General features: G+C 73.8%; 18 protein-coding genes. 11 read left to right on the top strand and 7 right to left on the bottom strand.

Annotation, left to right across the window (positions count from 1 at the left end):
- Positions 1-248: 248 nt before the first annotated feature.
- From GA0070603_RS22815 to hemB, 5 genes are read left to right on the top strand one after another with little or no spacing between them, the layout of a single operon-like run.
- The gene (locus GA0070603_RS22815) at positions 249-986 is read left to right on the top strand and encodes a redox-sensing transcriptional repressor Rex (RefSeq protein WP_091317636.1); all 738 of its coding nucleotides are present in this window, start codon (positions 249-251) and stop codon (positions 984-986) included.
- Positions 983-2,344: a glutamyl-tRNA reductase gene (locus GA0070603_RS22820; RefSeq protein ID WP_091317639.1), complete on the top strand. Its 1,362-nt coding sequence runs from the start codon at positions 983-985 to the stop codon at positions 2,342-2,344. Before GA0070603_RS22815 ends, GA0070603_RS22820 begins: the two co-directional genes overlap by 4 nt.
- Positions 2,341-3,309, top strand: a complete 969-nt coding sequence (hemC, locus tag GA0070603_RS22825; RefSeq protein WP_091317641.1) for a hydroxymethylbilane synthase — start codon at positions 2,341-2,343, stop codon at positions 3,307-3,309. The genes GA0070603_RS22820 and hemC overlap by 4 nt, the downstream gene beginning before the upstream one ends.
- Positions 3,306-4,886 carry a bifunctional uroporphyrinogen-III C-methyltransferase/uroporphyrinogen-III synthase gene (locus tag GA0070603_RS22830; RefSeq protein ID WP_091317644.1) on the top strand — a complete coding sequence of 527 codons (1,581 nt, stop codon included), beginning with the start codon at positions 3,306-3,308 and terminating at the stop codon, positions 4,884-4,886. The genes hemC and GA0070603_RS22830 overlap by 4 nt, the downstream gene beginning before the upstream one ends.
- Positions 4,887-4,899: 13 nt before the next feature.
- The gene (gene hemB, locus GA0070603_RS22835; RefSeq protein ID WP_091317647.1) at positions 4,900-5,883 is read left to right on the top strand and encodes a porphobilinogen synthase; all 984 of its coding nucleotides are present in this window, start codon (positions 4,900-4,902) and stop codon (positions 5,881-5,883) included.
- On the opposite strand, the gene GA0070603_RS22840 is transcribed toward hemB, so the two are convergent.
- Both GA0070603_RS22840 and GA0070603_RS32410 read right to left on the bottom strand, forming a co-directional pair.
- The gene (locus GA0070603_RS22840) at positions 5,877-7,037 is read right to left on the bottom strand and encodes a hypothetical protein (protein ID WP_139131919.1); all 1,161 of its coding nucleotides are present in this window, start codon (positions 7,035-7,037) and stop codon (positions 5,877-5,879) included. The genes hemB and GA0070603_RS22840 overlap by 7 nt on opposite strands.
- A 2-nt stretch (positions 7,038-7,039) precedes the next feature.
- Entirely contained in the window at positions 7,040-7,573 is a 534-nt protein-coding gene (locus tag GA0070603_RS32410; protein WP_091317652.1) for an RNA polymerase sigma factor, read from the bottom strand.
- 289 nt (positions 7,574-7,862) lie between these two features.
- Between GA0070603_RS32410 and GA0070603_RS22850 the strand changes: the two genes are divergently transcribed.
- Positions 7,863-8,105, top strand: a complete 243-nt coding sequence (locus GA0070603_RS22850) for a hypothetical protein (protein WP_244282590.1) — start codon at positions 7,863-7,865, stop codon at positions 8,103-8,105.
- A 32-nt stretch (positions 8,106-8,137) separates the two neighbouring features.
- Here GA0070603_RS22850 and GA0070603_RS22855 read toward each other — a convergent pair whose 3' ends face one another.
- From GA0070603_RS22855 to GA0070603_RS22865, 3 genes are all read right to left on the bottom strand, one after another.
- A complete protein-coding gene (locus GA0070603_RS22855; RefSeq protein WP_091317654.1) occupies positions 8,138-11,410 on the bottom strand; it encodes a lamin tail domain-containing protein in 3,273 nt (1,090 codons plus the stop codon).
- Positions 11,411-11,504: 94 nt separating this feature from the next.
- Positions 11,505-12,521 (bottom strand): GNAT family N-acetyltransferase, encoded by a 1,017-nt coding sequence (locus GA0070603_RS22860; protein WP_091317657.1) that lies wholly within the window; start codon positions 12,519-12,521, stop codon positions 11,505-11,507.
- Positions 12,522-12,593: 72 nt separating this feature from the next.
- Positions 12,594-13,814: a lytic transglycosylase domain-containing protein gene (locus GA0070603_RS22865; RefSeq protein ID WP_139131920.1), complete on the bottom strand. Its 1,221-nt coding sequence runs from the start codon at positions 13,812-13,814 to the stop codon at positions 12,594-12,596.
- A 38-nt stretch (positions 13,815-13,852) separates the two neighbouring features.
- Here GA0070603_RS22865 and GA0070603_RS22870 point away from each other — a divergent pair, with 38 nt between their 5' ends.
- Entirely contained in the window at positions 13,853-14,074 is a 222-nt protein-coding gene (locus tag GA0070603_RS22870) for an FmdB family zinc ribbon protein (protein ID WP_091317662.1), read from the top strand.
- 157 nt (positions 14,075-14,231) lie between these two features.
- Positions 14,232-17,030: an ATP-binding protein gene (locus GA0070603_RS22875; protein WP_091317665.1), complete on the top strand. Its 2,799-nt coding sequence runs from the start codon at positions 14,232-14,234 to the stop codon at positions 17,028-17,030.
- A 70-nt stretch (positions 17,031-17,100) separates the two neighbouring features.
- On the opposite strand, the gene GA0070603_RS22880 is transcribed toward GA0070603_RS22875, so the two are convergent.
- Positions 17,101-17,640 carry a phospholipase gene (locus GA0070603_RS22880; protein WP_091317668.1) on the bottom strand — a complete coding sequence of 180 codons (540 nt, stop codon included), beginning with the start codon at positions 17,638-17,640 and terminating at the stop codon, positions 17,101-17,103.
- A 176-nt stretch (positions 17,641-17,816) separates the two neighbouring features.
- Between GA0070603_RS22880 and GA0070603_RS22885 the strand changes: the two genes are divergently transcribed.
- Together GA0070603_RS22885 and GA0070603_RS22890 are read left to right on the top strand one after the other, a co-directional pair.
- Positions 17,817-18,464 carry a PadR family transcriptional regulator gene (locus GA0070603_RS22885; protein ID WP_091317671.1) on the top strand — a complete coding sequence of 216 codons (648 nt, stop codon included), beginning with the start codon at positions 17,817-17,819 and terminating at the stop codon, positions 18,462-18,464.
- A gap of 164 nt (positions 18,465-18,628) precedes the next feature.
- Positions 18,629-19,315 (top strand): class I SAM-dependent methyltransferase, encoded by a 687-nt coding sequence (locus tag GA0070603_RS22890; RefSeq protein WP_208862940.1) that lies wholly within the window; start codon positions 18,629-18,631, stop codon positions 19,313-19,315.
- Positions 19,316-19,366: 51 nt separating this feature from the next.
- On the opposite strand, the gene GA0070603_RS22895 is transcribed toward GA0070603_RS22890, so the two are convergent.
- Positions 19,367-21,025 carry a glycoside hydrolase family 10-like protein gene (locus tag GA0070603_RS22895; RefSeq protein ID WP_091317673.1) on the bottom strand — a complete coding sequence of 553 codons (1,659 nt, stop codon included), beginning with the start codon at positions 21,023-21,025 and terminating at the stop codon, positions 19,367-19,369.
- Between the two features lie 306 nt (positions 21,026-21,331).
- Here GA0070603_RS22895 and GA0070603_RS22900 point away from each other — a divergent pair, with 306 nt between their 5' ends.
- The gene (locus GA0070603_RS22900) at positions 21,332-22,849 is read left to right on the top strand and encodes an amino acid permease (RefSeq protein ID WP_091322226.1); all 1,518 of its coding nucleotides are present in this window, start codon (positions 21,332-21,334) and stop codon (positions 22,847-22,849) included.
- Positions 22,850-22,857 lie beyond the last annotated feature (8 nt).

The raw sequence follows: 22,857 nt of genomic DNA on the forward strand, positions 1-22,857 counted from the left end.
AAGTCGGGATTGAGCAATAATCGCCACGCGGCGCCGAGGGAGCTCCGTCTATCGATCTTGTTGGAATGGAGGGGCAGGTGGAGGCGCGTCGCGAGCTTTCAAGATCGCGATTTGTGCACCTCTTCACAAGCGCCTACTCTGTAGTTCCGACGCGCCCTGCTAGCACAGCCGGCAACATCGGTCGCCAGCGGGAGTCCCGGAACGACCGGTCACCGTCGCTGGTCGAGGATCGCACCGCACGGAGTCTCATGAGTCAGCACCGTCACCCTGGCGCGCCCGGCCGAGCCGGTGCCGTGCCGGCGCTCCCGGAACTGCCCGAGGCGACCGTCGCGCGGCTCCCGGAATACCTCCGTGCCCTGCACGCGATCGCCGAGACCGGCCACGAGACGGTCTCCAGCGAGGGGCTGGCCAACGCCGCCGGGGTCAACTCGGCGAAGCTCCGCAAGGACCTCTCCCACCTCGGCTCGTACGGCACCCGGGGCGTCGGCTACGACGTCACCCTGCTGATCGAGCAGATCGAGTCGGTGCTCGGGCTCACCCAGTGCCGCTCGGTCGCGCTCGTCGGCGTGGGTAATCTCGGTCACGCCCTGGCCGGCTACGACGGCTTCGCCAGCCGCGGTTTCCGCATCGCCGCGCTCTTCGACGCCGACCCGTCCCGCGTCGGCGAGGAGATCAACGGGCTGGTCGTGCGGCACGTCGACGACCTGGCCCGGGTCGCCGTCGAGGAGTCGATCTCGATCGGCGTGATCGCCACCCCCGCGCCGGCCGCCCAGGCGGTCGCGGATCAGCTCGTGGCCGTCGGCGTGACGAGCATCCTCAACTTCGCGCCCTGCGTACTCTCGGTTCCGGAGGGGGTCGACGTGCGCAAGGTCGACCTCGCGATCGAGCTGCAGATCCTGTCCTTCCACGAGCACCGCAAGGCGTCGCTGACCGCGCTTCCCGGCGGGCTCGCGGCCACCGACACCCAGGAGGCGATCGGCACGTGAAACTGCTCGTCGTCGGCGCGTCCTACCGCACCGCCCCGGTCGCCACGCTGGAGCAGCTGGCGGTCCCGCCCGCGGACCTCACCCGCACCCTGGACCGCCTGGTCGCCCAGCCGTACGTCGCCGAGGCCGTGCTCGTCTCCACCTGCAACCGGGTCGAGGTGTACGCGGCCGTCTCCGGCTTCCACGGCGGCCTCGGGGACATCTGCGCGGTCCTGGCCGAGCAGGCCGGCGCCCCGCCGGCGACGCTCGCCGCCCACCTCTACGTGCACTACGACGCCGCCGCCGTGGACCACGTCTTCCGGGTCGCCACCGGGCTGGACTCGATGGTCGTCGGCGAGGCGCAGATCCTCGGCCAGCTCCGCGACGCCTACCACTCGGCCAGCGGCGCCGACACCGCCGGGCGGCTGCTGCACGAGCTGATGCAGCAGGCGCTGCGGGTGGGCAAGCGCGCGCACGCCGAGACCAACATCGACCGGGCCGGCCAGAGCGTCGTCACCGCCGCCCTCGACCTGGCCGCCGGCCTGCTCGACGGCGACCTGACCGGCCGGCCCGCCATGGTCGTGGGCGCCGGGGCGATGGGCTCGCTGAGCGTGGCCACCCTCTCCCGGCTGGGCGCCGGCCCGCTCACCGTCACCAACCGGGGCGCCGCGCGGGCCGTCCGGCTGGCCGAGTCGTACGGCGCGGCCGCCGTGCCGATGGCCGAGCTGGTCGACGCGCTCACCACTGTCGACATCGTGGTGGCCGCCACCGCGGCGACCGAACCGGTCCTGACCCGCGACGTGGTGACCCGGGCGCTGGCCCGCCGCGACCCCGCCCGGGGCCCGCTGGTCCTGCTCGACCTGGCCGTCCCGCGCGACGTCGAGGAGGGCGTCGCCGCCCTGCCCGGCGTCGAGGTGATCGACATCGACCGGATGGCGGCGATCCTCGCCGACGGCCCGGCCGCCGCCGACGCCGCCGAGGTCACCCGGATCGTGGCCGGCGAGGTCGAGGCGTTCCTGAGCTGGCTGCGCGGCGCCGACGTGGCCCCCACCGTGGCGGCCCTGCGCGGGCGCGCCGACGACGTGGTCACCGCCGAGCTGCGCCGGCTCGCCCAGCGCCGCCCGGAGTTCACCGACGACCAGCGCGCCGAGGTCGCCCGCACGGTCCACCGGGTGGTGCAGCGGCTGCTGCACCAGCCGACCGTCCGGGTCCGCCAGCTCGCCGCCGAGCCCGGCGGCGACCAGTACGCCGCCCTGCTGCGCGAGCTGTTCGACCTCGAGGTGCCGCAGACCTCACCGGTCGACACCGTCCCCGACGTGGTGGAAGCAGAGATCATCATGCCGGCCGACTCCGACCCGCCCACCGGAGGTGCGCGATGACCGCCCCCCTGCGCCTCGGCACCCGGGGCAGCGCCCTGGCGATGGCCCAGTCCGGCCACGTCGCCGAGGCCCTCACCGCGGCCACCGGCCGCCCGGTCGAGCTGGTCGAGGTGGTGACCGCCGGCGACCGCTCCACGGCACCGGTGCACCGGCTCGGCGTCGGCGTCTTCGTCTCCGCGCTGCGGGACGCGCTGACCGCCCGGGAGATCGACTTCGCCGTCCACTCGTACAAGGACCTGCCCACCGCGGCGGCGCCCGGCCTGCACATCGCCGCCGTGCCGCAGCGGCAGGACCCGCGGGACGCGCTTGTCGCCCGGGACGGCCGCACCCTCGCCGAGCTGCCGCCCGGCGCCCGGGTGGGCACCGGCGCGCTGCGCCGCATCGCCCAGCTGCACGCCCTCGGCATGCAGCTGGAGGTCACCCCGATCCGCGGCAACGTCGACACCCGCCTCGGCCGGGTGCTCGGCCCGGACGCGGACCTCGACGCCGTCGTGCTGGCCCGGGCGGGGCTCGCCCGCCTCGGCCGGACCGACGTCATCACCGAGACGCTCGATCCGATGCTCATGCTGCCGGCGCCCGCCCAGGGCGCGCTGGCCGTGGAGTGCCGGATCGACGACCAGGACCTGGTCGAGCTGCTCGGCGTGCTCGACCACGCACCGTCCCGCGCCGCGGTCGTCGCGGAGCGGGCACTGCTGGCCACCCTGGAGGCCGGGTGCAGCGCACCCGTCGCCGCCTACGGCGAACTCGCCGAGGGTGACGCCGGTGAGGAGATCTACCTGCGCGGGGCGGTGATCAGCCCGGACGGCACCCGTGACCTCCGGCTGTCCCGCACCGGAACGCCCGCCGACGCGGCGGAGATCGGCAAGGCACTCGCCGCCGAACTCCTCGAACTCGGCGCCGACTCGATCCTCGGCCAAGAAGGACACGCCGGCCCGGGGACCCAGCAATTTGGGAGCACAGAATGACCCGCACCCGTAAGCCCGTAGGCCGGATCGCGTTCGTCGGGGCCGGTCCCGGCGACCCGGGCCTGCTGACCCGCCGGGCGCTGGACGCCCTGGTGGACGCCGACCAGGTGGTCTACGACCGGGGAGTCCCCGAGTCGCTGCTCGACCACGTGCGCGCCCAGGCCAGGTCCGACGCCGAGTTCAGCCCCGCCGAGGGTGTGCCGGGGGACGTGGCGAAGGTGCTGATCTCCGCGGCCCGGTCCGGCCAGAACGCCGTGCACCTGGTCGCCGGCGACCCGTTCGGCCACGACTCGGTGGTCAAGGAGGTGCAGGCGGTGGCGCGTACCGCGGCGCACTTCGAGGTGGTGCCGGGCGTCGGCCAGGCCGAGGGCGTGGCCACCTACGCCGGCGTGCCGCTGCCGGGCGTACGCACCGCCGCCGACGTCGAGGACGTCACCACGCTGGACTTCGACGCGCTGGCCGCCGCCGTGGCCCGTGGCTCGCTGGCCATCGCGGTGGACGCCGGTGACCTGGCCGCCATCCGGGACGGCCTGCTGGCCGCCGGGGTGGAGGGCACCACCGCCGTCGGGGTGACCGGCGACGGCACCGGCGAGACGCAGTACACCACCACGTCGACCGTGGACTCCTTCGTCGCGGCGGCGCTCGGCTTCACCGGCCGGGTGGTGCTCACCGTCGGCGCGGGCGTCGCCGACCGCGACAAGCTGAGCTGGTGGGAGAACCGGCCGCTGTACGGCTGGAAGGTGCTCGTACCCCGCACCAAGGAGCAGGCCGGCGCCATGAGCGCGCGGCTGCGCGCGTACGGGGCGATCCCGTGCGAGGTGCCGACCATCGCGGTCGAGCCGCCGCGCACCCCGGCCCAGATGGAGCGGGCGGTCAAGGGCCTGGTCGACGGCCGGTACGCCTGGGTGATCTTCACCTCGGTGAACGCGGTCCGGGCGGTCTGGGAGAAGTTCGCCGAGCACGGCCTGGACGCCCGCCACTTCGGCGGTGTCAAGATCGCCTGCATCGGCGAGGCCACCGCCGAGGCGGTCCGCGCGTTCGGCATCCAGCCGGAGCTGATCCCGTCCGGGGAGCAGTCCTCCGAGGGCCTGCTGGCCGAGTTCTCGCCGCACGACGAGATCCTCGACCCGGTCGGCCGGGTGCTGCTGCCGCGCGCCGACATCGCCACCGAGACCCTGGCCGCCGGGCTCACCGAGCGCGGCTGGGAGGTCGACGACGTGACCGCGTACCGGACCGTCCGGGCCGCGCCGCCGCCGGCCGAGATTCGCGACGCGATCAAGTCGGGCGGGTTCGACGCGGTGCTCTTCACCTCGTCCTCCACCGTCCGGAACCTGGTCGGCATCGCGGGGAAGCCGCACGCGCGTACCGTTGTTGCGGTTATCGGGCCCAAGACGGCGGAGACCGCCACGGAGTTCGGCCTGCGGGTCGACGTGCAGCCGCCGCACGCCTCGGTGCCCGACCTGGTGGAGGCGCTCGCCGCCTACGCCGTCGAGCTGCGCGAGAAGCTCGCCGCCATGCCGGCCAAGCAGCGCCGGGGCTCGAAGGTGCAGGGCCCGACCGCCCTGAGGTTCCGCTGACAGGAGGCCCCTCATGTCGTACCCCGAGATCCGGCCCCGCCGGCTGCGGCGCAACGCGGCCGTGCGGCGGCTGGTCTCCGAGACCCGCGTCGACCCGGCCGAGCTGGTCGTGCCGATGTTCGTCAAGGAGGGGCTGACCGAGCCGCGGGCCGTGGCGTCGCTCCCGGGGGTGCTCCAGCACTCCCGGGACTCGCTGCGCAAGGCCGCCGTCGAGGCGGTCCAGGCCGGGGTCGGCGGGATCATGCTCTTCGGGGTGCCGGCGACGCGGGACGAGACCGGGTCGGGTGGCATCGACCCGGACGGCATCCTCAACGTGGCCATCCGGGACGTGATCGCCGAGGTCGGCGACGCCACAGTGGTGATGAGCGACCTCTGCCTGGACGAGTTCACCTCGCACGGGCACTGCGGCCTGCTCACCCCCGACGGCACCGTGGACAACGACGCCACCCTGGAGGCGTACGCCCGGATGGCGGTCGCCCAGGCCGACGCCGGGGTCCACGTGGTCGGGCCGTCCGGGATGATGGACGGTCAGGTCGGCGCGGCTCGCCGGGCGCTGGACGCCGCCGGGCACCAGGACGTGTCGATCCTCGCGTACGCGGTCAAGTACGCCTCCGGTTTCTTCGGCCCGTTCCGGGACGCCGTCGAGTCGGCCCTGGAGGGCGACCGGTCCGCCTACCAGCAGGACCCGGCCAACCTCCGGGAGTCGCTGCGCGAGGTCGAGCTGGACGTGGCCGAGGGCGCCGACATGGTGATGGTCAAGCCGGCCCTGCCCTACCTCGACGTGGTGGCGGCGGTCCGAGCCGCGGTCAACGTCCCGGTCGCCGCCTACCAGGTCTCCGGCGAGTACGCGATGGTCGAGGCGGCCGCCGCGAACGGCTGGATCGACCGCGAGCGGGTGATCATGGAGACGCTCACCTCGATCCGCCGCGCCGGCGCGCAGATCATCCTCACCTACTGGGCGGTCGAGGCCGCCCAGCTGCTCCGCCAGCGCTACTGAACGCCGACCGTCACCACCCGGGCCAGCTCCGCGACGGAGTAGACCTTCCGGGGCGGGTCCGGTAGCTGCGCCCAGACCACGCGCACGGTGGTGTCGTCGACCCAGGCGGCACCCCAGGTCCCGCCGCCCGTCATGCCGTGGGTCGGGCTGGCCGTGCCGAGCGGCTGGTCAGCCCGGAGCCGCCCGGTGGCGGTGTCCAGGATCGCCAGCCGGTAGTCGAGGTTCCGACCGTCCGGGCGGCGGTAGGGGACCGCGACGAGGCTGCCGTCCGGGGAGAGCCGGATCGACGGCGCGCACTCGCCGTTGACGGTGAGGCGGGACAGCCGTCTCCCACCGGCGAGTCGACGTACGTCGAGCTGGCATCGCGTCATGTCGGGCGGGCCGGTCACCGACACCACCAGGCCCGCCGCCAGCGCCGCCTCGCGGAACGGCAGCTGGCCGTCGGCGCCGGCCGGAGCGGTGATCATCGTCTTCTCCCGGCCCGTGGTCAGCTCGTGAGCCACCAGACCCACACCGTCGCGGACCAGGTAGGCGTACCGCGCGTCGGCGCCGGCCAGCTTGAGGCCCTGCCCCTTGATCCGGACCTCCCGGCTGATCTCGACCCGATCGTTCGCGTCCAGCACCATGAGCCGGATCGAGAGGCCCGCCACGTCCGGGCCGTCCGTCCGCCGCACGCCGGGCATGAGGTCGGTGAGCTTCAGGCCGACCAGCCGTCCGTCGGGCAGCGCGACGGTTTCCTGCCAACCGGCGGGGACCCGGTGCCGGAGCACCGAGCCGTCGCTTCGCAGCTCGTCCGCGACGCCCCCGACCAGACCGATCTCCGGGCCGGCCCGGTGCGGTCGCACGGTGCCGCCGTCACCACTGAGCATCAGCCGCTGCGCCGGCGCCGGTGTCGGCGGCGGCAGGTCGGGAGCGGCCGGTGACGCCGACGGTGCGGCAACCGTCGGTGCCGGCCGGCGCTCCTGGACCAGCAGCGGCACGGCGCCCCCGGTCAGGGCGATCAGCGCCACCAGCCCGGCCGCCCCGGTCACGCCCCGCCGGCGACGCCGGGCGCGGGCACGCCGACGGATGGCCGCCAGGTCCGCCGGGTGCGGGCCGGTGGCGCGAGCGGCGCGGTGGACCAGCTCGGCCAGTTCTTCGGGTACGGCGTCCACGGTCACTCCTCCTCGGCCAGCGCGGCCCGCAGCTCGGCCAGCCCCCGCGAGAGGCGGCTGCGGACGGTGCCCTCGGTCAGGTCCAGCACGGCGGCGGTCTCGGCGGTGGAGAGATCCAGCAGCACCCGGCAGACGATCACGGTGCGCCGGCTCACGGGCAGCAGTTCCAGGGCCGACCGGGCGGCCAGCCCGGCGGGATCCGGGGCGGCCGCTGCCGGATGCCGGTCCTCGGCCGGTGGCCGTTCCCGGCGCACCTTCCGCCACCAGGAGGTGGCCCAGTTCAGCCCGACCCGGAAGACCCAGCCACCCGGGTTGTCCAGCCGGCGCACCCGGTCCCACCGGGCGTACGCCCGGGCCATCGCCTCGTCGGTCGCCTCCCGGGCCACCGCGGTGTCCCCGACGGCCAGCGCGAGCGCGCGGTGGATCCGGTCCACGTGATCCCGATAGAACTGCTCGAACGGCAGGTGCGGGGGCGTGTCGCGCGAGCGCGTCAACACGTCCGCCGGACCGGCCGGCGCCGAGGGGTGGCTTCCCATGTCCGGTACACGCTCCGGGGGTCGATTTCGTTCCCGGCCCCGGCTCGTCGCGGCCGGACCGACCGGTCGGTACTGGCCCGGGGTGGAACTGACGGCCGCGCATGGTCACTCTGCGTTCCGTGGATCGGCGCCCCCGCCCCTCACCCCCGCTCGCTTTGCTCTGCAGCCATCGGCGCAGCAGCAACCCTCCGTGTCCGGTGCGTATGGGGCTGCAGAGCAAAGCGGGGTGGAGGGGGTGAGGCCACCGCGGCTGGTGCGCCTGCTTCGTCCATATTGAGGCCGTTTCGCGGTGCGGGCGGCTCGGGTCCGGGGCCAGGGGTGCCTGATCGCCGACCCGGAGCCCGGGGAGTGGTGGGCCGACCTGTACGGGCTGGCCCGCCCGCCGGAGACCTTCTACCGCGACCGGGCATACCGCGACGCCCTCCGACGGCGCAGCCAGTGGGAGGTGCGGGTGGCCAAGTACCGGGGCGTGCCGCCGCCGCGCGACCCGCAGCGGTGCGGCTACCGCAACGGCCCGCCGCCCGGCTGGTGAGCCGGGCGACGGGCCGCTTCGCGGTACCGCCGTCAGTCGTCGTCGCGGATGGTGCCCACGCCGACCGGGTCGGCGAGCCGGAGGCCCGGCACGCCCGCCACGTACAGCTTGAGCTGCTCGTCCCCCTCGCGCTTCCGGTCACCGCGGACGGTCACCGGGAAGGTCAGCGAGGTCTGGCCGGCGGCCAGGGTCTGGCAACCCACGTACGGGTCGTAGTCCGACCCGGCCTGCGCCGTCGTGCCGTAGGTGGTGGCGCAGAGCAGGGCCGGCTCCGAGAGCGGGCGGGAGACGGTCACCGTGAACGTCATGGTGCTGTCGCCCTTGTCGCCCTCGGCCACCGCGGCGTCGGAGACGCTCAGCGACGCGCGGGAACGGAACCGGGCCACCTGCGGGTCGTGGTCGCTGGCCCCGCGGTCACCCAGGCCCTCGGCGTCGGTGGGGTAGTCGGCGTTGATGTGCGCCGTGCGTACCTGCACCAGGTCCTCGTGCAGCGGGTCGTTGACGAAGAGGTTGTCCAGCGTCTGCGCCTGCCCGTCGTAGGTGTACGAGTACGCCGCCGCCGGCACGTCCGCCACCAGGTCGTCCCAGAGGTTGTGCAGGCCGGCCTGGTACAGCGGGGCGAGCTGGTCCGACGGCGTCGGGTTCGCCCCCGTGGCGATCGGGTCGTCCGGGCGCGGGAAGACGTTCAGGTCACCGCCGTAGATCACCCGCGCGTTCGGGTCGGCCGCCTCGACGGCCTGCACCAGCGCCGCCCCGTACGCGGCCTGCTCCCGCCGCTGCCCGACCCGGCTGTCCGGCCCGGACGAGAAGTGGTTGGTGGCCGCCCAGAGCGTGAAGTGCTCGGTCGAGCCGGGTGCCGCCGCCACGGTGAACCTGGCCAGCTGGACCGCCCGGGTGTAGACGTTGCTGCCGTCCACCCCGGTCGAGCGGTCCACGTCGGCCGGAAGGACCGCGTTGAACCCCTTCGGGTTCTGCACGTCGGCGTTCGACGACAGGGCCGCCGAGCGGTACTGCACGGTCGGCGCCGAGCCCAGCAGCGGGTCACCGGCGGTCGCCTCGGCCAGCGTCAGCCGGTCGGTGCGGTAGAGGAACGCCGAGGCGATGCCGCGGGCGTCCGCGCCGGTCCGGTCGTACGCCGCCGCGTAGGCGGGGCCGCCGTTGGCCGCGATGGCCAGCGCCAGCTCCTGGACGGTGTCCGGCGCGCCGTCGGCGTTGTTCGTGTCGCCGCAGACCAGCTTGCCGTCGGCCACGGTGCAGATGTCCTGGTCCTCGGCCTCCTGCACGAGCAGCAGGTCCGGGCTGTGCAGGGCGCCGATGATCTGCCGCGCCTGCACACCCAGCTTCTCGGTGTACGCCGCCTCGCTGGCCGGCACGTAGTCGAACGGCGGGTTCACCCCGGCGCAACCCGAGTTGCCGGCGAAGTCGCAGCCGTCGAACGGGTCGTCCCGGTAGTCGTACAGGTTCTCCACGTTGTAGGTGGCGACCGCCACCTCGCTGTTCCGGTCGGCCGGTTGCGGCGGGTTGTTCTCGGCCGGGTCCGCGCCGCCGGTCAGGGTGAGCTGCTCGGGCTGCACGCTGTACTTGCTGAACGCGTACGAGATGGCGCCGTAGGCGTCCTCGGTCAGCGTGTCGAAGGTGCGGGCCTCCGGCAGCAGGGCCTTCGAGTCCCCGGCGGTCGCCTTCACGCCGCCGGCGCCCAGCAGGATGCGCTGGTAGTTGCCGTTGTCGAAGAGCGTGCCCGGGATGTCGTCCAGCGGGTGCGCGTCCCGGAACACCCGGCGGGCGTACGGGTCGGACCGCTTCATGATCGGGTCCTCGCGGTCCAGCACGTAGACCTCAGAGTCCAGGGTGGACGCGAAGATGTGCCGCGGGGCGGAGACCCCGCTGCCGGAACGGACGCGCATCCGCTCACCCTCGTGCCGCTCCCAGAACAGGCCGGCGGCGGCCGCGTCGGCCGGCGGCCGGGCGTCGTCCACGCGTACGGCCGTGTCCACGTCCAGCCCGGAGTCGAGCTTGCGCACCAGGGAGGCGCTGGAGAGCTGGGTCTGGTTGAAGTACTCGGAGACGCGGCCGCGCAGCACCACCTCGTCGCCGACGGTCGGGGCGTAGCCGCCGATCAGCGTGGTGAAGGAGCCCATGAAGACGAAGATGCCGTCCGAGGTGAGCGGGTCGCCGTCCTCGGCGCCGGTGCGGCTCTGCAGGTAGAAGCCCCACTGGTCGGCCCCGGCGGAGGTGCGGGTCAGCGACTTCTGGGTGATCACGCCCCGCACGTCGTACAGCATGGAGCTGGTGCCGTTGCCGCTGGCCGGGGCGAGCGGCGACCGGTCGGTGCGGCCGTCCTCGTCGTCACCGGTGCGACCCTGCACCTCGCCCACTGACAGCACGGCGGTGGCCTGCACGGTCAGGGTGCAGGTCGCGGTGCCGCCCTCGGCGTCGGTCGAGGTCACGGTGACCGAGTAGGCGCCGGCCGGGAGGCCGGTGGCGGTAAGCGTCGCGGTGGCCGTGCCGCCGGCCGCGGTGGCCGGGGTGAACGCGGTACGGCTGATCGAGCCGCTCGCCGGCGCCGGGTTGACCGCGGTGACCGCGAGGTCGGTGACGGTGTCGTCGGCGTCGGTGGCGGTGACCTGGCGGGTCGCGGTGGCGCCGGCCTCAAGGGTCAGCGTGCCGCCGCAGGTCAGCGTCGGCGCCTGGTCGACCGGGCCGCCGCCGTCGATGCTGTGGCTGCCCAGCCCGTCGAAGGTGTCGGTGGCGAAGCCCGCCCACTGGGCGGCCGGGTCGAACGCGTCGGCCGGGTCGGTGTCGCCGGCGCTCACCGAGGGCAGCCGCCGCAGCGTGTTGTCGGCGGTGCTGGTGAGCCCGGTGCCCCACTCGGAGCCGGGGTCGACGCCGACCTGGCCGATCGAGTCGACAACGGTCGTGCCCTTGCGCAGCACGATCGCGTCGTCGCCGTTGTAGAGCGAGCCGCCGTAGGTCTGGTCGGCCTGGGCGAGGATCGCCGGGGCGGCCGTCGAGGCGGCGAAGACGAAGGCGTCACCGGAGGCGACCGTGCCGGTCAGCGGCACGTTCGTCGAGGTGGTGGCGCCGTTGAAGAAGAGTTGGAGCTGGTAACCGGCGGCGGCCAGGTCGATCGGCGCGCCGGTGCCGTTGTAGAGCTCGACGGCCTTGTTGTTGGACGAGCCCTCGACGTACTCGGAGATGAACAGATCGGTGGGCGCGGCGCTGGCCGCGGGGGGTGCGATCCCGATGGCCGTGACGGAAACGGCGGCGGTGGTCGCGAGCGCGGCGAAGGTGCGGCGCGTGCGCATGGAGCCTCCACGATGGGTGGACAGGAACTAACGCACGTTAAGTGCCGTTACGGTCCGCCGTCCATCCCCCGGGCAGCCGTTTGATGAATATCCGTCAGCGCTGGTTGTCGAGCCGGTGCACCAGCTCGGCCACGTCGACGCTGTATTCGCACCAGTCCCGGTCGGGACGGTAGCCCAGCTCCGCGTTGACCTTCAACATCGCCTCGTTGGCCTGCGCGTTCCAGGTCTGCACCTCGGCCAGCTCGGGCTCGGCGGACCGCAGCTCCAGCAGCATCCGGGCCTTAATGGCCCGGTCGATGCCGTAGCCCCGGTGGTCGCGGACCACGATGGTGTCGTACTGGTCGGCCCGGGTGGGATGCTGCGCCGGCACCACCACCTCGGTCAGGCCGGCCACCTCGCCGGTCTGCTCGTGCAGGGCCAGCACGATGTAGGGCTTCATGCCCCGCCGGTGCAGCGTGTCGAGGCTCTCCCGCAGCCGCTGCGGGTCGTAGGAGCTGGGCCGCAGCTCGCCGTCGTCGACGTCGCGCACCTCGGCCTTGGCCCGCGCGTACGCCTCGATCAGGTCGTCCGGCGGCCCGCCCGGGCAGAACTCGACGTGGTAGCCGGCGCCCACCTCGGTGGCCATCTCGGCCAGCGCCGGCCACTCCACCGCGCCCAGGTCGAGCACGCTGCGGGTCTCGACGTACTCCTTCGTGAAGCCGAGCGCCTCGTAGAACGCCACGGCCGGGGTGTCGCCGACCACCTCCACGCCGATCGACTGGAAGCCCTCGTCCCAGACCCGGCGGGCGGCCACCCGGACCAGCTCGCGGCCGAGCCCGGTGCGCCGCAGCTCCGGGTGGACGAGCACCTCCAGCACGCCCATGCCGCCGAGGAGCAGCACGTTGACGTGACCGAGCATCGGGCCGGGCGTGCCGTCGGCGGCGGGACCGCCCTCGGCGACCCAGGAGATCCGGCGCTCACCCGGCATGACCTCGGAGAGGTACTCCCGCAGGGAGTTCGCCCGCCAGGGCGGATCCTGCGGCAGGTCGGCCGCCAGCACCGCGTTCAGCGTGTCCAGCAGCGACGCGATCTCGGCGGACGACGCGGTCCGAGGGTCCCACTCGCGCACCATCACCCGTCTAGCTTGCCGTCAACGGCTGCCCGGGGGAAGGGTCCAGTCCGTGAATGTACGCGAGCGGTCACGTCATGTACCGCTCAGCCGTCCGTATTCGTCGGCCTTGTCGAAGACGTCCTGCGCATAGCGGCGTACATCGTTGTAGGAGAGGATGGCGCCCCACCAGTCGCCCGGGATGGTCATGTTCCGGCCGCCCTTGCACAGGTAGCGCCCGGCGGCCAGGGCGGCGTCGTCGATGTCGTGCGGGTTCTTGACGCCGTCGTTGTCGGCGTCCGCGCCGATCTCCTGCCACGTGCTGGGGATGAACTGCATCGGGCCGAGGGCCTTGTCGTAGACCGGGTCGTGGTCGAGCTGACCCCGGTCGGTGTCGAGGATCCGGGAGCGGCCGCCCTGCCCGTCCAGCGGGGCGCCGAGGATCTCCGGCGCGGCGACGCCGTTGGGTTGGAGCGTGGCCCTGTTGGCCGACCCGTGCCGGGACTCGACGTAGCCGATCGCGGCCAGCGTGGTCCAGCTCAGCTGGCAGCTGCGCTGCGTCTGGGCGAGCACCAGCTCGGCGTAGCCGTACGCCTGCATGGCGACCTGCGAGATGCCGGTGGCCGCGCTCACCTGTTGCGCCCAGGCGGCCAGCGCGTCGGCCGGCCGGCCGGGGGTCACCGGGCCGACGACGGGCCCGGTCGGCGTGCCACCGGGCGTGGCCGTGAGGGTCGGCAGGGGAGTGCCCGGCAGGCCGGTGACGCCGGGGACTGCCGGGAGGCCGGTCGCCCCGGGCACCGCGCCCGTCTGGGGTACGCCCTGGACCGGGGCGTTCGTGGTGGCGTCGACGGCCGCCGGCTGCGGCTTGCGGACCGCCGCGGGCACCAGCAGCGCGCCGGCCGTGGCGGTGGCCGCCACCAGGGCGAGCAGGAAGAGCGCGGGCAGGGTGGTGCGCCCGCTGGGCCGGCGTGACCAGGCGCGGGTGGCCCGGGCCGCGCCGACGGCGAGCTGTCGGGGCGGCGGCACCCGGAGCGCGTGCGCGAACGTCACCCGCCGCCGTCGACCGGCCTTCGGCCCGGCTTGCTCGGCCGCGGCGGCGGCCGGCTCCACCTTCGGCTCGGCCGGCTTCGCCTCCGGCTCGGCGACCGGCTCTGCCTTCGGCTCGGCCCGCTTCGGCTCGGCCGGCGCCGATGCCGGGGCCGGGTTGCTGCGGGGGCGGGGGACGGGGCCGGCGCCGCCGTCGGGCGGCGCGGCCGGTCGCAGGGGCCGAACCGTCGATCGCTGCTCGCCGTCCACCACCCGTCGAGTATCACCCATGGCTGTCGACGCGTCAGGTCCGGTCGTACGCTGATGGCATGCCCCGCTACGACTTCCGCTGCCGCGCCTGCGGCGACACCTTCGAGGTCAACCGCCCCATGGCCGAGGCCGGTCAGCCGGCCTCCTGCCCCCAGGGACACGCCGACACGGTGAAGCTGCTCTCCACCGTCGCGGTCACCGGCCGGGGCGGCTCCGGGCCGGTCGGCGGAGCCTCCGCCCCGTCCGGCGGTGGTTGCTGCGGCGGCGCCTGCGGCTGCTGACGGCCCCGCCCACCCTCGGCCCGCCGGTCGACCCGGTCTGCCGCCCGTGTGATCCTTTGGCACCTTGGGTCGGGATCTGCCCGACCGTTCTCACGATGCGTGACCGCGTGACCATAGGGCAGCATGAAGCCGACGTCACGGGGCGGAGGTTCCACGCATGTCGCCACGGATCGACCTCCCGAGCGGTTGGGTGACCTTCGTCTTCACCGACATCGAGGGCTCCACGCGGCTGGCCCAGCTGCTCGGTCCGGGCTACCGCCCGGTGCTGCGGGAACACCGCCGGCTGCTGCGCCACACGCTGGCCGGCACCGACGGGGCGGAGCTGCTGACCGAGGGCGACTCGTTCTTCCTCGCCTTCCCGGACGCGGCCACGGCGGTGCACGCCTGCCTCACGGCGCAACGCGCGCTGTCCGGCCACGACTGGCCCACCCCGGAGGCCGCGCCCCGGGTCCGGATGGGCCTGCACACCGGCTACGCCGAACCCCGCGACGGCGAGTACGCCAGCCCCGAGGTGCACCGGGCGGCACGGGTGGCCGCCGCCGCCCACGGTGGACAGGTGCTCTGTTCGGCCGCGACCGCCCGGCACGCCGACCCGCTGCCGGACGGAGTGTCCCTGTTGGACCTCGGTCTGCACCGGCTGCGCGGCTTCGACGACCGGGAGCGGCTGTTCCAGCTCGTCGCGCCCGGCCTGGAGCGGAGCTTTCCGCGGCCGCGTACCGCTGACGCGGTGGCCCACAACCTGCCCACCCAGGTCACCTCGTTCGTCGGCCGCGAGGCCGAGCGGGCCGAGCTGCGGCGGCTGGTCGAGACGTACCGGCTGGTGACCGTGCTGGGCGCGGGCGGCGCGGGCAAGACCCGGCTGGCGGTGGAGCTGGCCTCCGGCGTCGTCGAGGCGTACCCGGACGGGGTGTGGTTCGTCGACGTCGCCGCGGTGACCGACCCGGGGCTTGTCGCGTTCGAGATCGCCGCCGTGCTCGGGCTCCGCCCGGAGCCCGGCCGGCCCATGGTGGACACCCTCGTCGAGTACGCGGCGGCGCGGCGGATGCTCGTCGTGCTGGACACCTGCGACGCCCAGCCGGCCGCCTCGGCCGAGGTGATCTCCCGGCTGCTGGCCGGTGGCCGGGGCGTGCGGGTGCTGGCCACCAGCCGGGAGTCGTTCGGCGTGCCCGGCGAGGTGGTGTGGCGGATCCCGCCGCTCTCGGTGGATCCGGGCCCGGACGGCGGGGCGAGCGACGCGGTGGCCCTGCTGCTGGACCGCACCACGGCGGCCCGGGGCGGCCGGGCGCCGGACCCCGCCGAGCAGGCAGACCTGCGCCGGGTGGTCCGCCGGCTGGACGGTCTGCCGCTCGCCATCGAGCTGGCCGCCGCGCGGCTGCGGGTGCTCTCGGCCGGGCAGCTCGCCGAGCGTCTCGACGACATGCTGGGCACCCTGGACGCCGGGCGGGAGGAGCCGGAGCCGGGCCCAGTGGAGGCCGGCTGGACCGGCAACCAGCAGGACACGGTCGACCTGGTGGCCGCCGCGACCGGGGCCGCCCCGGCCACCGAGGCGAGCCGGGCGGTGCAGCGCTCGGCGAACGAGCGGCACCTGACGATGCAGGCCACGGTCACCTGGTCGTACCGGACGCTGGGGGCGCGCTCGGCCCGGCTGCTGCGCTGGCTGGCCGTCTTCGCCGGCCCGGTGGACCTGTCGACCGTGCAGTGGCTGCTGGACGACGACCCGCTCGACCCGCTGTCGGTGCTGGTGGACAAGTCGATGGTGCTGGCCGAGCCGCACGCCTCGGGCAGCACCTACCGGATGCTGGACCCGATCCGGGCGTACGCGGCCCGGCGGCTCATCGAGGCCGGCGAGGAGCAGCACGCCCGGGACCGGCACGTCGCCTGGTCCCGGCACGCCCTGGACCGCGCCCACCTTGGCCCGGACGGCCGGCCGGTCACCCTTTCCCTGTACGCGCTCGACCCGCTCGCCGGGGAGCTGCGGGCCGCGCTGCGCTGGTGCGCCACGGGCGGCAGCGCCCGCTCCGGGCTGCGCCTGGCCGGCGGGCTGGACCAGTGGTGGCGGGAGCGTGGGCTGGCCCGGGAGGGGCGCCTCTGGCTGTTCCGGCTCTACGGCCGGATCGCCGAGACCGGGGAGCCGATCCCGGAGGCCGAGCTGGCGGCGGCGTACCACATGCACTCGCTGCACGCCGGCGCGGACGGCGAGTTCGCCGAGGAGCTGCGCTACTCGCAGCGGGCCGAGGCGGCCGCCCGGCAGGCCGGCGACCTGGGGCTGCTGGCGCGGGTGCTCGCGGGCCGGGCCGCGCCGCTCGTCGACATGGGACAGTTCGTCGAGGCGGAGCGGGTCTGCCGGGAGGTCATCGACTGGGCGTACGCCCAGGACGTGGTCTCCGACGCGCTGCTCGCCGTCTACAACCTCGCCGAGTTGCTCTGGCGGCGGGGCGCGCTGGACGAGGCGGCCGAGGTGCTCGGCGCGGCCCGCCCGGTGGAGGCGGCCCGCCCGGTCGAGCGGGGCCGTCGCTCGGTGGACATGCTGCTCGGCCTGGTGGCCCTGGCCCGGGGCGATCTGGTCGCGGCGCACGAGCACCTGCTCGTGGCGCTCCGGTCCCGGATGAGCCACGGCTACCTGGGCCGGGCCTGCGACACGGTGAACGCGATAGCGGTGCGCTGCGCGCTGGGCGGGGAGCCGGTGAGCGCGGCCCGGCTCTTCGGCGCGGCCCAGGCGACCCGGGCCAGCCTGCGCGCCACACCGGGCATCTACGGCCCGTACTGGCTGGCCCGCCAGGCGGAACTGCGGCGCACCCTGGGCGACGCCGCGTTCGACGCCGCGTACGCCAGCGGCGCCGCCCTCCGCCTGGAGGAGGCCGCCGCCCTGGCCCTGGACCTGGAACACCCCGACCTGACCACCCCCGACTCCCCGCGCTTCACGGCCCCCGCCCCGCGCCGCTCCACCGCGAGTTGACCAGGAGGTTCGCGTCGGGATCCGGGCCTCCGGCGACGCGAACCTCCTGATCAACGACGGAGGAGCAGGATCAGCGGAGGGCGGCCCGGCGTTCGGCGTCGGACTTCATGCGGGCGGCGCGGTCGATGTCGGCCTGCTGGACGGCGGCGACGGAGCCGAAGACGCTCACCGCCTCGTAGTAGGTCCAGGCGAGGCTGTAGCAGGCCGGCCGGACGACGTAGCTGTAGGTGGCGCAGACCCGCTTGAGGTCGGCGTAGAAGGCGCTGTCCAGCCGGGACTTGTTGGCCGAGAACTGGCCCATGGCCTTGTAGTTGCGGTAGCCGAAGTCGTGCCGGTAGCAGGAGAGGCTGAAGTTGAAGCCGAGCGGGTTGTCCGGGCTGGACGAGCAGTAGTCGGTCGACCAGTCGAAGGCGTACTCGGTCCAGGCGGACTTGTTGAGCCGGGCGGAGTTCCAGGCGCTGTAGCTGCTGGCGCTGGTCTGCGTCCAGCTGGAGAGAACGGCGAGCTTCTGTTCGGTGCTCACCGCGGCGGCGGCGGGGGTGGCCACGCCGATGGCGGTGAGCAGGGCGATCGTGCCGGCGGCGAGCAGGGTGCTGAGACGTCGGGACACCGGTACCTCCCCGGGGGTGTTGGGTCAGATGTCGACGATTTTCGATCACCGGCGGAACCGGGGGCGATGCTCCGGCCGACGTGTTGGTGACATGCGTCGAAACAGACGAATGCCTTGTGCGGACGCGCCCGGACCGTATACTCGTACACGAGTAATCGCGTGCGAGGAGGACGGTGGTGGCGAAGCGACGCCGGGTCGGCAACCTGATGGCCCTCGCCGTGCTCGCGGCCCTGGCCGAGCGGCCCCGCCACCCCTACGAGATCGCCGCTGTGCTCCGTGAGCGCGGCAAGGACCAGGACATGCCGATCAAGTGGGGCTCGCTCTACACCGTGGTGGCGAACCTGGAGCGGCACGGACTGGTGGCGGCGGTGGAGAGCGGCCGGCAGGGGCGGCGCCCGGAGCGCACCGTCTACCGGATCACCGACGCCGGGCGCGCGGAGCTCGTCGACTGGACCCGGGAGCTGGTCGCCGTCCCGGAGCGGGAGCAACCCCGGTTCGAGGCCGGCCTGTCGGTGCTCGGCGTCCTCGGGCCCGACGAGGCGATCGAGCTGCTGCGGCAGCGTCTCGACCGGCTGGAGGGCCAGCTCGCCGCGCAGCGGGAAACGCTGGCCGGCCACGCCCGCGAGGTGCCCCGGATCTTCCTCATCGAGGCCGAGTACGACCTGGCCGTCCGGGAGGCCGAGGCCACCTGGGTGCGCGGCCTGCTCGACGAGCTGACCACCGGCGCGCTGCCGGGGGTGGCCGAGTGGCGGGCCTGGCACGAGACCGGCGCGGTCCCGCCCGAATGGGCGGACCTGGCGGAGAGGGGGATCGACCCGCACTGAGAGCGGACCCCGGCGGGGGTGCGGGAACACCACCGCCGGGGCCCTGACCTGCGAACCGAGACCGCGGGAACGGCAACCCGGCCGCAAGGTGGCAACCGCAACGATAACCGGGCTCCCGTCCCCGGGTCGGTTCGTGCCCGCACGACCCGAGACCGGAGGAAGAGATGAGCACGAAGGACCTGCACGCGCCCAAGCGCAAGCTGCTGCCCGAGATGGAGGGGCGGACCGCCCGCTGGTACGCCCGCAACCGCGGCTCCGCCGCACAACTGGCCGAGTACCGGCGGCAGGCCGCCCGGCTCGCCGAGGGGCTGCCGCCCGGGGCGGCGGTGCTGGAGGTGGCGCCCGGCCCCGGCTACCTGGCGATCGAGCTGGCCCGGCTGGGGTCGTACCGGATCACCGGGCTGGACGTCAGCCGGACGTTCGTCGAGCTGGCGGGGGAGGCGGCCCGGCAGGCCGGGGTCGAGGCGACCTTCCGCCAGGGCGACGTGCACGACCTGCCGTTCCCGGCGGACTCGTTCGACCTGGTCGTCTGCCAGGCGGCGTTCAAGAACTTCGTCCGCCCGGTCCGGGCGCTGGACGAGCTGCACCGGGTGCTGCGGCCGGGCGGCCGGGCGGTGATCCACGACCTGCGGGCCGACGCCTCGCCGGCCGACATCGAGCGGGAGGTGGCCCGGATGGGGCTGCGCGGGCTGGACGGCTTCTGGACCCGCTCCGCGCTGCGGATGCTGCGCCGGCGGGCGGTCACGGCCGGCGCATTCGCCCGGCTCGCCGCGGAGAGCGCCTTCGGCGGCGCCGAGGTGGACCGGGACGGGCTGATCGGGCTGGAGGTCCGGCTGCGCAAGGCCGGCTGAACACGGCGACGCCCGGGACCCGCGAGCGGGCCCCGGGCGTCAGCGGTCGGGTCAGCGCACGAAGCGCGGCGGGCTGACCGGGCCCTCGTTCCAGACCCGGTCCAGCGCGGTCACGTAGTAGGTGTGCGCGCCGGCCGTCGCGGTGGTGTCCACCCAGGACTGCACGTCGCCGTCCGTGCCGCGGACGGTGGCGACCAGGTGGGACGCGTCGGCGAAGTCGCAGCGGTCGGCCAGGCCGGCGCCGTCGAACCGGTAGATGGCGTACGAGGTGGCCTCGCCGAACGGGCCCTCGCCGTCGGCCGGCTGCCGCCAGCTCAGGTGCACCCCGTCGTCCTGCCGCTCGGCGCGGGTGATGACCGGCATGAGCAGCGGCTTGGACGGCAGCTGCGACATGGTCGGCACCAGCGCCGGGCGGGAGTAGTGCTCGGCCGCGTAGATGTCGGTGGCGCCGAGCCGGTTCGCCCGCACCTGCACCGCCGAGAAGTGCACGTTGCCGAGCACCTCCGGGTACGACCGGTTGAGCGTCAGGTGGTTCGACAGCTCCCGCGGGTTCATCCAGAACGAGCCGTACGCCGGCTCACCGCTCTTGTAGTCGGCCTGCCCGATGTAGAGCTGGACGTTGGTGCCCCGCACGGTCTCCGCCCACCACGGCACCAGGCGCGCGTAGTCGGCGGCCGGGTACTGGCCGATGTACCAGTAGAGCTGCGGCACGATGTAGTCGATCCACTCCTCCTTGACCCACTTGCGGGTGTCGGCGGAGATGATGTCGTACGACTGTGAGCCGGTGGTGTCCGAGCCGAGCGGGTCGGCCGACTTGTTGCGCCAGATGCCGAACGGGCTGACCCCGAACTTCACCCACGGCTTCTCCGCCTTGATCTTGGCGTTCATCTCCTGGATCAGCAGGTTGATGTTGTCCCGCCGCCAGTCGGCCTTGTCGCTGAAGCCCCGGTTGTACTGGGCGAAGGTGGCGTCGTCCGGGTACTGGTACGTGCCGCTCGGGTACGGGTAGAAGTAGTCGTCGAAGTGCACGCCGTCGATGTCGTACTTCTTGACGGCGTCCATCATCGCGGTCTGCACGAACTCGCGGACCTCGGGGATGCCGGGGTTGTAGTAGAGCCGGCTGCCGGCGACCCCGGCCGGCGGGTAGGCGAACACCCAGTCCGGGTGCTGGCGTACCGGGTGGTTCGGGGCGAGCTTCGAGATGTCGGCGCCCGCGCCGCCGGGAGCCGGCATGGAGACCCGGTACGGGTTCATCCAGGCGTGGAACTCCAGGTTCCGCTTGTGCGACTCCTCGACGAGGAAGGCCAGCGGGTCCCAGCCGGGGTCCTTGCCGCGGACCCCGGTCAGGTACTCCGACCAGGGCTCGATCTCCGAGGGCCAGAACGCGTCGGCGGTCGGGCGGACCTGGACCACGACGGCGTTGTGGTGGAGCTTCTGGGCCAGGTCGAGCCAGGCCAGGTATTCGGCCTTCTGCTTGGCGACCTGGTCGGGGGCGGTCCAGGAGTCCTTGCTGGGCCAGTCGATGTTCGTCACCGAGGCGATCCACATGGCCCGGAACTGCCGCTTGGGCACGGCCGGGTCGGTGACGCAGGTGGTCGCGGTGGAGTCGGTCGCCGTGTCGCTCTCCGCGGCGCTCGCGGGGGTGCCGGCGACGAGCGCGCCGAGCAGCGCCACGGCCAGCCCGGCGGCTCTGAGCCGAGTTGCCTTCATGCGGTGCGGTCCCTTCGTTGGAACTCACGGGGGGCGGTGTCGGGTGGCGGCGGACGGGCGGCGCATCCGGCAAGATTCGCCGCAGAGTAACTGTCCCCGGTAGAAAACTTTCATCAATCGGGACACGGCGCAAGACCTGCGGACGGATCGATGTGCAGGTGGGGCCGAACGTCCGAGGGTGAACCGGGCCACAGGCCGATTCGTGATCTGTCCGACACCTCCCGGATCGGATTAGCGGATCGAGGCCCTGGGTAGCTTGCCCGGTCACGGACCGCCACCGTGGTGGTCGCACGGTGGGAGGTGGTCATGTCCGTCCTGCGGACGAAACCGATCCGGGACGTGCTCGCCCAGGGTGAGGCCGACGGCGAGGACGGCCGGCCCGGGCTGCGTCGCCGCCTCGGCGCGACCGACCTCATGGGCTTCGGCATCGGCATCGTGATCGGCACCGGCATCTTCACGCTTACCGGTATCGAGGCGAAGAACCACGCCGGCCCCGGCGTGGTGATCTCGTTCGCCATCGCCGGCGTGGTCGCGCTGCTCGCCGCCCTCTGCTACGCGGAACTGGCGTCCAGCGTGCCGACCGCCGGGAGCGCCTACACCTACGCGTACGCGACGATGGGCGAGATCGTCGCCTGGATCATCGGCTGGGACCTGCTGCTGGAGTTCGCGCTCGGCTCGGCGGTGGTGGCCCGCGGCTGGTCCGGCTACCTCGCCGAACTGTTCGACCTGCCCAGCGCCTGGTTCGCCGAGGAGGGCAGCGTCGTCAACCTCGGCGCGATCGCCATCGTGCTGATCCTCGGCGCGGTCGGCATCGTGGGCATCCGCGAGTCCGCCCGGGTGACAAACCTGCTGGTCCTGGTCAAGGTCGCCATCTGCGTGTTCATCGTGGTCGCCGGGGCGTTCTTCGTGAAGGCCGCCAACCTCAGCCCGTTCATCCCGACCACCGAGCCGGCCGGGGGCGGCGAGGACGGCATCCGGCAGCCGGTCACCCAGGCCCTCTTCGGGCTGGAGCCGTCCGTCTTCGGCTTCGCCGGCGTGCTGACCGCCGCCGCGGTGGTGTTCTTCGCGTACACCGGCTTCGAGGCCGTGGCGAACCTCGGCGAGGAGACCCGCAAGCCGCGCCGCGACCTGCCGCTGGGCCTGCTCGGCACGCTGGGCGTCTCGACGGTGCTGTACATCGGCGTCTCGCTGGTCCTGGTCGGCATGGTCCGCTACACCGACATCGACGAGGGCGCCCCGATCGCGTCGGCCTTCGAGGCGGTCGGCGCCGGCTGGGCCGCCATCCTGGTCTCCATCGCCGCCGTCGCCGGCCTGACCAGCGTGATCCTGGTCGACCTGGTGGCCATGGGCCGGATCGGTTTCGCCATCGGCCGGGACGGGCTCATCCCGCCGTCGATCGCCAAGGTCCACCCGCGCTGGGGCACCCCGTACCGGATCTCCGCGATCATGACGGTCGGCGTGGCCCTGCTGGCCGGCTTCCTGCCGCTCTCCGCCCTGGCCGACCTGGTCAGCATCGGCGCGCTCTGCGCGTTCGTGCTGGTCTCGATCGCGGTGCCGATCCTGCGCCGGCGGCGCCCCGAGCTGGAGCGGCCGTTCAAGGTGCCGTTCTCGCCGGTGCTGCCGATCGTGTCCGCGCTGGCCTGCCTCTACCTGATGCTCAACCTGTCGGTGGAGACCTGGCTCCGGTTCCTCGCCTGGATGCTGCTCGGCGCGATCATCTACTTCGGCTACGGGCACCGCCGCAACCGGCTGGCCCGCCGCGAACAGATTGATAAGGAAGGGCCCCTTCTTAACGCCTCAGGTAGAGCAGGGGCCCCTTCTTAACAACGGGC

Source organism: Micromonospora chersina (assembly GCF_900091475.1).
Classification (GTDB): domain Bacteria; phylum Actinomycetota; class Actinomycetes; order Mycobacteriales; family Micromonosporaceae; genus Micromonospora; species Micromonospora chersina.

What these genes read in the sequence shown, in the direction of transcription:
- GA0070603_RS22815 (WP_091317636.1), top strand. Translation starts at nt 249, where the DNA reads ATGAGTCAGCACCGTCACCCTGGCGCGCCCGGCCGAGCCGGTGCCGTG.
- hemC (WP_091317641.1), top strand. Translation starts at nt 2,341, where the DNA reads ATGACCGCCCCCCTGCGCCTCGGCACCCGGGGCAGCGCCCTGGCGATG.
- GA0070603_RS22830 (WP_091317644.1), top strand. Translation starts at nt 3,306, where the DNA reads ATGACCCGCACCCGTAAGCCCGTAGGCCGGATCGCGTTCGTCGGGGCC.
- hemB (WP_091317647.1), top strand. Translation starts at nt 4,900, where the DNA reads ATGTCGTACCCCGAGATCCGGCCCCGCCGGCTGCGGCGCAACGCGGCC.
- GA0070603_RS32410 (WP_091317652.1), bottom strand. Translation starts at nt 7,573, where the DNA reads ATGGGAAGCCACCCCTCGGCGCCGGCCGGTCCGGCGGACGTGTTGACG.
- GA0070603_RS22855 (WP_091317654.1), bottom strand. Translation starts at nt 11,410, where the DNA reads ATGCGCACGCGCCGCACCTTCGCCGCGCTCGCGACCACCGCCGCCGTT.
- GA0070603_RS22860 (WP_091317657.1), bottom strand. Translation starts at nt 12,521, where the DNA reads ATGGTGCGCGAGTGGGACCCTCGGACCGCGTCGTCCGCCGAGATCGCG.
- GA0070603_RS22865 (WP_139131920.1), bottom strand. Translation starts at nt 13,814, where the DNA reads ATGGGTGATACTCGACGGGTGGTGGACGGCGAGCAGCGATCGACGGTT.
- GA0070603_RS22870 (WP_091317662.1), top strand. Translation starts at nt 13,853, where the DNA reads ATGCCCCGCTACGACTTCCGCTGCCGCGCCTGCGGCGACACCTTCGAG.
- GA0070603_RS22875 (WP_091317665.1), top strand. Translation starts at nt 14,232, where the DNA reads ATGTCGCCACGGATCGACCTCCCGAGCGGTTGGGTGACCTTCGTCTTC.
- GA0070603_RS22890 (WP_208862940.1), top strand. Translation starts at nt 18,629, where the DNA reads ATGAGCACGAAGGACCTGCACGCGCCCAAGCGCAAGCTGCTGCCCGAG.
- GA0070603_RS22895 (WP_091317673.1), bottom strand. Translation starts at nt 21,025, where the DNA reads ATGAAGGCAACTCGGCTCAGAGCCGCCGGGCTGGCCGTGGCGCTGCTC.
- GA0070603_RS22900 (WP_091322226.1), top strand. Translation starts at nt 21,332, where the DNA reads ATGTCCGTCCTGCGGACGAAACCGATCCGGGACGTGCTCGCCCAGGGT.